The organism is Nonomuraea candida (assembly GCF_000725485.1).
In the GTDB taxonomy this organism is placed as follows: Bacteria; Actinomycetota; Actinomycetes; order Streptosporangiales; family Streptosporangiaceae; genus Nonomuraea; species Nonomuraea candida.
The window spans coordinates 128,559-136,898 of the sequence record NZ_JOAG01000042.1 but is presented as its reverse complement, the minus strand read 5'-3'; the positions used below and the strand labels follow the sequence as shown (position 1 = coordinate 136,898).

Here is an 8,340-nt window from a genome sequence, read left to right as displayed (position 1 = left end):
CCTGATCCCCGGACCCCGCTCACCCATCACCGGCCCCACCCCTGGCGACCCCACCCCCGCCGGCTCTGGTCCCGTCGGCCCCGCCTTCACCGAGGCCCTCGCGATGGCCGAGCCCGAGGCGACCGGCGCTCTCGACAGCTACCACCTGCCCGAATCCCCGCCGCCTCCCGACCTCGCGTTACGCCATCCCGGAGACAGCCCATCGGCAGGACCTGGAACGAACTCCTTAGCCGATCCCCCTCCTTCGGCCCAGTCCGCTTCACCACCCAGGCCTGGGCCCTCGGCTCAACCCCCGTTCGGATCCGTGTCCTCGGCCCAGCCCGTCCTTCCACCGGGACCAGCACCGTCCGGCCCGGCACAGACCACGCCGCCGTCCCGCCGAGGCTGGCCCAGAGCGGCCATCGCGGTCTGCGCCGCCCTCCTGGCGACGGCCGCCGTCCTCCTCGCCGCCCTCATCCCCACCCTCACGAGGAACGACCACGACCTTCGAACGGACCCTCAAGCAGCCGGCTCCCTGGCCCCGCCAAGCCCCGAGCGCCCACGCTCGGAAAGCCCCTCACCGCACCAGCCCTCATCGACGAAGCCCAAAGACCAGCACTCACCACAGTCACGAGGCCCCCGAGAACCCGCCGTCATAGACGACCCGCCTGTGGCCGACCCGCCCGTGGCAAACCCGCCCACGACAGCGATCCCGCCTTTGACCGGCATGGACAAGAGCGCGGCCACCAAGGCCATCAAACGGGCCGGCCTCACCCTCGGCTCCGTCATCGAGGTGGACGCCCCACGGAGGCCCGGCAGGGTCCTGAGCAGCGACCCAGCCCCCGGCACGTACGTCAACAAGGGCACCAGGGTGTCGCTGCGAGTCTCGGCGGGCCTGGCCGTACCGAGACTGACGGGCATGCAACGCAAGCCTGCCGAAGCGGCCCTGGCCGGCGCGGGCCTCAAGGTAGGCGCCATCACCCACTCCTGCTCCCGCCGCCCGAACGGTGAGGTGCTCTCCACCAAGCCCGGGGCCGGTCACCGGGTCCCGGGCAAAACCGCGGTCTCGCTCACGGTCGCACGCCACGGCACCGCCGTCCCCTCGGTCGTCGACCGCCCCGAGGAGTCCGCCCGCGCCGCCCTCCAGGAAGCAGGCTTCACCGTACGGACGGTGGAGCAGCCGGTGACGGAAGAATCCCAAGCAGGCGCCGTCCTCTCCCAGACTCCCGCTCCCGAGTCGTGCGCCAGCCCCGGCACCCCGATCACCCTCACCATAGGCGTCCCCATCACCTCACCCCCCGACCCCCACGAAGCCACCACAGACCCTCCACACACCCCAACCTCAAACAACTGACCCCATCAACTCCTGTGGCTGGCCAACACCGCGCAACCCATGCACCCCGCAACCGCCAACATCCCTGAGCATGTCCCCGTCGGCCCGAAGCTCGGTGACCCACTCACCGAACCAGGAGTGCGACCTCGCTCGCCCGCATGCGTGGCCCGGCCATCCTGGGGCAGTTGCGACCCCATGAAGAAGCTCTTCCAACTGCTGGTGGCCCGCCGCCTGGCGAAGACCCCGATCGGCCTGGCCGCCCTGGCCATCGGCTGGCTCCTGGCCCGCCGCCGCCGACGCAACCGCCCTGACCACGAGAACAAGCGAATCGGCCGAGTAGAACAGCCCGAAAACCGCAAACCCGGCCACCGTCCGGCCGTACACCGCCTCCCGTACTGACGAGGCCCCGCCACGCGCCTACCATGCGCCTACCACGAGCCCCTCGACCCGAACGGGGGGCTAACGAGCCCGCCCATCGAGCAGATCCGCCCACAACCTGCCCGCCTCGGCCGCGGAGACCCACGGACTCACACTGACCCGCACTCCGTCGGCCATCCTCTCGGTCCGCCGAATGTGCATCTGCCCTCCAGCGGCACACAGCTCGTAGGAGGTCGGCAGGCATGGGCAGGTGTGACTACGAACCCGAAAGGACCTGGACCGCCGCACCGCCCCGGACCAGTCGATCGGAGCGCACCCCTCCCGAGGCGGCTCAGGGTGCGCGCTGTGAAATCCTCCTGGTCCATACGTGCTCTCCCTTCGTAGAGCAGCCAGATCACCTGAAGCACTCGCACGGCGACTGTACGTCAACTTGTAATGTCCTGTCTATAGATATGAGTTCCCAAGAACTCATTGAAGCTCCATACCGCTTCTATGCGTACACGTCAATACCCTCATAGCGTTATGTAGGTGACCGGCTCCGAAGAGATCGAATGGGACGCGACGCTCTACAAGTACGAGCAGATCGCACAGATCCTCAGCGAGCGCATCAGGACGGGCGTCTACCCGCCGCAGACGGTGCTGTCCGAGGTGGCCCTTGAACAGGAGTTCGGCGTCGCCCGCCCAACCGTACGCCTCGCCATGAAGCTACTGCGCGAACAGGGCTTGATTGTCACGCGAAGAGGTAAGGGATCCATAGTCGTACGACGTGACGACGCGGAAGCTTGAACGCTGCACCCGGGGTGAGGTCAGGTGCGGTGCGCCGATGTGCGGAGGTGCTCCCCACGGTGGTTCCTTGAAAGGGCGTGTGCAAGATGACCGTTTCCTGATGTTTAGAAGCACTTGCGGGATGGACGGCGGTAGCATCCCGGGATACGGATCCGTGGGGAGTGGTGGTGATTGTGGTGGATGAAACGGTCAACCTTCGCATGAGTGGAGATTTCGCCGAGCAGGAGCTCCGATCGCTCTATGACTGGCTGATGAGGGACCTCGACGCGCTCGACTACATGGATGTGCGTCTACAGTCAAGAGACCCAGAGCCCGGCGAGATGGGTGATGTGCTCGATCTCATTGCCTTGGTTGTGACAAGTACGTTGCAGTGGCCTGCATTTATCGAGACACTATCGCAGTGGCGTAAGACACGGCACCATCGTCCACAAGTGACCATTGAGCGCAAGGGAACCACTGTCGTGGTATCTGAGGCTGAATCGGAATTCGTTGTTCAGATTCTCAGAGCTTTGGAGGATAAAGAGTGAGCCTCCCTGACCCGTTAACGTCCCGGGCCGTGCTGATTGGCACGAGCGAGTACACCCATCTACGCTCTCTCCCCGCTGTGGAAAACAACCTAAAGGCGTTGAGTAGTCTTCTGCAGCAGCCTGATCTATGGGGTTTGCCGGCGGAACACTGCACTGTCGTCCATAATCCCACGTCGGTAGCTGCGATGATGGATCCATTGTGGGAGGCGCGGGAAGAGGCCAAAGACACTCTTATTGTGTATTTTGCTGGCCATGGACTGATCCACTCCGTGGAGAGCGATCTATATCTCACACTGGTTGACTCGCATAAAGACCGCATGTATAGCGCAGTAGCTTACGACGCTGTGCGAAATGAGCTTCGGGCCAGTCGCGCGCGACGTAAAATCGTGATCCTTGACTGCTGCTACAGCGGACTTGCGCTCGGGTTGATGGGAGCCGAGGACGTTACGGAGCGCGTAGCGAACAGCGCGCGCGTCACTGGTACATATCTAATGACGGCCACGGCAGAGAACAAGACTGCTCTCGGCGGCTTGGATACGTATACGGCATTCACCGGAGAGCTAATCCACCTCCTCGATAAAGGGATTCCGGAGCAGCCTGAATTCCTGGAGCTGGATTCCATCTTTCAGCATGCGCGCGAGGCGCTGCGCGATAAAGGCCTTCCCATCCCGCAGAAGCGCGAGTCGAACTTTGCGGCCCACATTGCACTGGTGCAAAACCGTGCGCATAAGATTCAGAAAAAACTTACAGTTAAAGAATTCTATGGACCTATTGAGGGGATTAACCCGGAAACCAACTTCAACAGTCGCAGGGCGCTGCATGACGCGGGCGTGCATAGGCCGCTTCAATCAGGTATCTGTGGTACGGCAGAGCGGGGTGGTGCCGAGTCCATCGTCGTTTCGGGCGGCTATAAGGACGATGAGGATTATGGTGATGTGATCATCTATACCGGCCACGGTGGGCGTGATCCAAATACTGGCGTTCAGGTTAAGGATCAATCGGCGGACGATTCGGGTAACGCGGCTCTCATTAAGAGTATTATGACTGGCTTGCCGGTTCGGGTTATTCGTGGAGCCGGCGGCGACAAGAGATTTTCGCCATCGACTGGCTACCGCTACGATGGGCTTTATGCAGTTACCGACTATTGGACCAAGCGCGGCACCGATGGGCCTACAATCCTGCAGTTCCGGCTTGAGCAGATAGAGGATGACTTCCCGAGGAGGGTGACCGCGCCTCACATGAGTCGCAAGCTTCCGCCTGGGCGTCGGGAAAAAGTTGCTCCCGGGGTCTATGCGGACAGGTTGCTAGCGACTGAGCTCAAGCAGGTTTACGACCATGCCTGTCAGGTCTGTGGTGTTGTCCTTGAAATCCCCGGCGGTCTACGAATCGCTGCCACCGTGCATATTCGCGGGATAGAGCAGCCCCATTTGGGGCCTGATCATAAAGCTAACATGCTGTGCCTCTGCCCCAACCATCGAGACCTTTTCAAATATGGGGCGATCATCATTGAAGATGACTTTAGCGTAATAAGTCGGACGGACGGCGAGTCGATTGGCAAGCTCACGCTGAAGCACGAAATCGATCGTGATCACATTCGGTACCACCGCGAGCACCACACTCTCGGTCACCGACGGCTCCGTGATGAACTGAGTTAGAGGCTGCACTAGGTGCTCTCGCTCACTCAGTTCTACGTTCGGGTGCTAGGGGTTACTACTTAACGGGGCATGATCGCCGACATGAGTGTGCGGGCACCGCATGCTGTTAGGCGGCTGAATAAGAACTGCTCGTGCGTCAGCCAGGTCTGCGCATGTCGTTCCAGTGGAAACGACAATTCGTCAGTGGCAGACCCTCATAAATCTCTTCGATTTGCAGCTCGGCCAACTCCTTTCTGACTGACTGAAGATCGGTCAAGTCGATGCCGAGCGCTTCCCTTAGGTGAACGATCAGACCTTTCGCCTTGGCGTCGTCAGGGTGACTTGCGTCGAGTACCCATGTATAGGGCGCTTCGCCGTCTTCGCGTTCTCGACCTGAGGTCGTAACTGTGTAGGTCTTCAACTGGATTGCGGGGTTTCGGCCCCAGGGGGGTATAGCTGTCATCTATTTCCTTGGTGCTACTCGCTTGTTGGATGTTAAGCCTTCGCGGTTCTTGCCCTGCAATCACCCATCTAACCGGCAATAGCTGCGCGACGAAACAAATCAGCGGGCATATCTTCATCAAGTCGCCAAGTGATGCCCATTGGCCGCTCGCCGCGGTGTTCTACGTAGCGCACCTTGCCATGGAAGATGAAGGCTTCGGGGTGGCCGAGCTCATTTTCCTTACGTTCGCGGGTGAACAGCAGCACATTGCTGCCCTCCGCCATATGGTTTTGGTAGCGGCGACCAGTGGTCGAGGTAGCGCTAGTCCGGTTCTGGGATTCCCAGTGGAATAGACGCGAGGTAAGGGCGTAGTCGCGGTACATAGTCTGCGGTGAGAATTCTTTCTCGTTCTTCTGCAAGGTGACGAAGAGCGCGTCGCACTGAGACGCAGGGCTCCAAGCCACCCCTTCCCGCATGCTTGACGGCACCGAGCCATCCAGCGAGGCCCAACCGATTGCGGCGAGCGCCTCGTCTGTGGAGTAGGAGGCGTTCACTGCCAGTGGCACTCCATCTAGCTTCAGAGGCTTGGCTACGTACCGCGGCCGGTCGCTGCCATAGGCGAGTACCTGTCTGATCTCATCGCACAGTGCTGTCTGGCCACGTAGCTGGTCCAGCGCCTCGTCGTAGGAGGCGAACCCGCCTCCATCACGCCAGAACGAGAAGAACAACATCCGAGCGAAGGCCTGGTCAGAGGGAGACAGCGTTCCGTAACGGGGGCTGTCGGGCTGTAGTAGACGAGCGTAGGCTTCGCCACGGGGCCGGTCGTCCACGTGCAGCAACGCGCGGACACGACGCCCCAACTGCTCCTCCACTGCCGAACCTTCTCCGGGCAACAGGCCGGTACGGCGCAGCAGTGAGGTCCAATAGCGATGATTGCGGTACAGGTCGCTGATGTCGCGCCCACTCTCCTCCAGATATCTGATGAGCGAGAGCTCGGCTAGAGAACGAATCTCCTTCGACAGCGTGTTGATCGTCGCCCCGAGCTGCATCTTAAGATCGGCGAGCAGTCGCTCTTTTGTCACCCGATCCAGCACAATCTGGCTCCCCGATGGCAGCAGCGGGAAGTCGTCCCTAGCCTGCTTATCCAGCCGCCCTCTGGAGAACCCGGTTAGCGCCTGGAACCTGTTAGCAAATCGGTACTCCTTACGGTGCTGTCCAACAAAGTCGAGCACGGTTAGCACATCCTTCTCCGGTGTACGGCGGAGCCCTCGCCCAAGCTGCTGCAGAAAGATTGTCGCGCTCTCGGTGGGCCGCAGCATGAGCAGAGTATCGACGTCAGGCACGTCCAGGCCCTCATTGAACAGGTCCACCGCGAACAGGAACCTGACCTCTCCGTCCGCCAGCGCCCGAAGCGCTGCCTTTCGGGTGCCCTCCTCCGTCGATCCATCCACCGCCAGCGAAGGCAGCCCATGTCGCGTGAAGAATTCGGCCATATAGTGCGCATGCCGTACTGAAACACAGAAGCCAAGTCCGCGCATGGTCTGGGGGTTGCTGACTTTGTCGCGCACAGCATTGAACACCAGTCGAGCACGGGCGTCGTCGCCGGTGAAGACGTCGTCGAGAGCGGCGGCGTCGTAGGAGCCGCGCGTCCACTTCACCCCGGATAGGTCAGTCCCGTCGTTGATTCCGAAGTAATGGAACGGGCATAGCAAATCTGCATCGAGCGCATCCCACAGCCGCAGCTCGGAGGCGATCCGCCGCTCAAAGAACTCATCCTGCACGTATGTGCCATCGGACCGCTCCGGTGTAGCGGTTAGACCGAGCAGTTCTTTCGGCTTGAGATGGTTGATGATCTGACGATAGGTCGGCGCGGCGGCGTGGTGGAACTCGTCGATCACTACGACATCGAAGTGGCCGGGCTCAAACTCCAGGATTCGGCGGGTGAGCGATTGCACGCTGGCGAATACATGTCGCCAGTGCTGTGACTTCTGCTCCCCTACGTGCAGCTCACCGAAGTCAGGTACGGCCAGCACTTGCCGATACGTGCGCATCGCCTGGGCCAGGATCTCCCGCCGGTGTGCCACGAACAGCAACGATGGCTGCCTTCCCAGCCGCTGCTGCAGGTTGCGATAGTCGAACGCGGCCACCACGGTCTTGCCCGTGCCGGTCGCGGCAACCAGCAGGTTGCGGTGCCGGTCGTGAATGGTGCGCTCCCGGTCGAGGTCCGCCAGCATTTCACGCTGGTGGTCGAAGGGATGAGGTACGAGCTCGGGGAGGTCGAACAACTGCTTGCCGGCCTGAGAGCGGGCCAGAGCTTCATCTAGGCGGTCGGCATCAGTTGCCGGATTGTACGGCTCGAACTGGGACCGGTTCCAGTAGGAGTCGAAGGTCGCCTCGAACTTGTCCAGCAGCCGCGCAGTGGTCACTGACGACAATCGAACGTTCCATTCCAGCCCGTCCAGCAGCGCCGCGCGAGAAAGGTTAGAGCTGCCGACATAGGCGGTGTCGAAGCCGCTGTTGCGGCGCAACAGCCATGCCTTGGCGTGCAGTCGGGTGGAGTTGCGCTCATAACTGATCTTCACCTCGGCGCCGTAATCGTTGACCAGCCGGTCTAGCGCCCGCCGTTCGGTCGCGCCCATATAAGTCGTGGTAATCACACGCAGTGGGACATCCCGATGCCGCAACTCGGCCAACGGCTTCTCCAAAATACGCAGTCCTGACCACTTCACGAACGCGCACAGCAGATTCACTCGATCGGCACTTGCGAGCTCGGCCGCCAGTTCGTGCGCCAGATTCGGGTCCTCGCGGGCGTTGGTCAAAAGGGCCGCTTCCGATAGCGAAGTCAGCGGCCGACGTGGAGCGGCCGCTCCCGGGACGTTCCGCACAATCGACAGGAGCTGATTTGGCCCCTCTACGATCGTCTCCCGCTCGGTGAGTTGGTCCAGCAGGCGGTTAGCTAGGGCAATCTGCTGGTCTGGGTGGCCTTTCAGCTCAGCGAGGGCTCGCGCTACCGTTTCACCGACGAAACGGCCCAGTAGATGGGCAACCTCTTCGGCATCGATCTTCGATATCTCGACCAGGTGGCCGGCTTGCCGCCAGGCTTTGACCTTCGCATCGAGCGTGCCGGTGAGTAGCGAGTCGTACAGACCCGGGACTGGAGCGTTGGTCATAGGAGGTCCTCGAAGAGATAGGAAGATCACATATCTAGCTGATGCCATCCAAGACGGCAAGAGTCATAGGGCGTCCTCATCCGCGATGTGT

7 protein-coding genes are annotated in these 8,340 nt (G+C 61.6%); 5 read left to right on the top strand and 2 right to left on the bottom strand.

Annotation, left to right across the window (positions count from 1 at the left end; all coding sequences use genetic code 11):
• Positions 1 to 103: 103 nt before the first annotated feature.
• From IO39_RS59135 to IO39_RS53265, 5 genes are all read left to right on the top strand, one after another.
• On the top strand, positions 104 to 1,333 hold the full coding sequence (locus IO39_RS59135; RefSeq protein ID WP_084773938.1) for a PASTA domain-containing protein: 1,230 nt from the start codon (positions 104 to 106) through the stop codon (positions 1,331 to 1,333).
• A gap of 174 nt (positions 1,334 to 1,507) precedes the next feature.
• On the top strand, positions 1,508 to 1,711 hold the full coding sequence (locus IO39_RS33940) for a DUF6203 family protein (RefSeq protein ID WP_043631883.1): 204 nt from the start codon (positions 1,508 to 1,510) through the stop codon (positions 1,709 to 1,711).
• Between the two features lie 507 nt (positions 1,712 to 2,218).
• Positions 2,219 to 2,476 (top strand): GntR family transcriptional regulator, encoded by a 258-nt coding sequence (locus tag IO39_RS33935; RefSeq protein ID WP_245642458.1) that lies wholly within the window; start codon positions 2,219 to 2,221, stop codon positions 2,474 to 2,476.
• 167 nt (positions 2,477 to 2,643) lie between these two features.
• Positions 2,644 to 3,003, top strand: coding sequence for an effector-associated constant component EACC1 (locus IO39_RS33930; RefSeq protein WP_157549221.1), 360 nt, complete (start codon positions 2,644 to 2,646; stop codon positions 3,001 to 3,003).
• 29 nt (positions 3,004 to 3,032) lie between these two features.
• Positions 3,033 to 4,658 (top strand): caspase, EACC1-associated type, encoded by a 1,626-nt coding sequence (locus IO39_RS53265; RefSeq protein ID WP_169789172.1) that lies wholly within the window; start codon positions 3,033 to 3,035, stop codon positions 4,656 to 4,658.
• A gap of 136 nt (positions 4,659 to 4,794) precedes the next feature.
• Here the strand turns inward: IO39_RS53265 and IO39_RS55110 are convergent, their stop codons facing one another.
• Both IO39_RS55110 and IO39_RS33920 read right to left on the bottom strand, forming a co-directional pair.
• Positions 4,795 to 5,100: a hypothetical protein gene (locus IO39_RS55110; RefSeq protein WP_157549219.1), complete on the bottom strand. Its 306-nt coding sequence runs from the start codon at positions 5,098 to 5,100 to the stop codon at positions 4,795 to 4,797.
• Between the two features lie 68 nt (positions 5,101 to 5,168).
• On the bottom strand, positions 5,169 to 8,249 hold the full coding sequence (locus IO39_RS33920) for a DEAD/DEAH box helicase (protein WP_043631873.1): 3,081 nt from the start codon (positions 8,247 to 8,249) through the stop codon (positions 5,169 to 5,171).
• Positions 8,250 to 8,340: the final 91 nt, after the last annotated feature.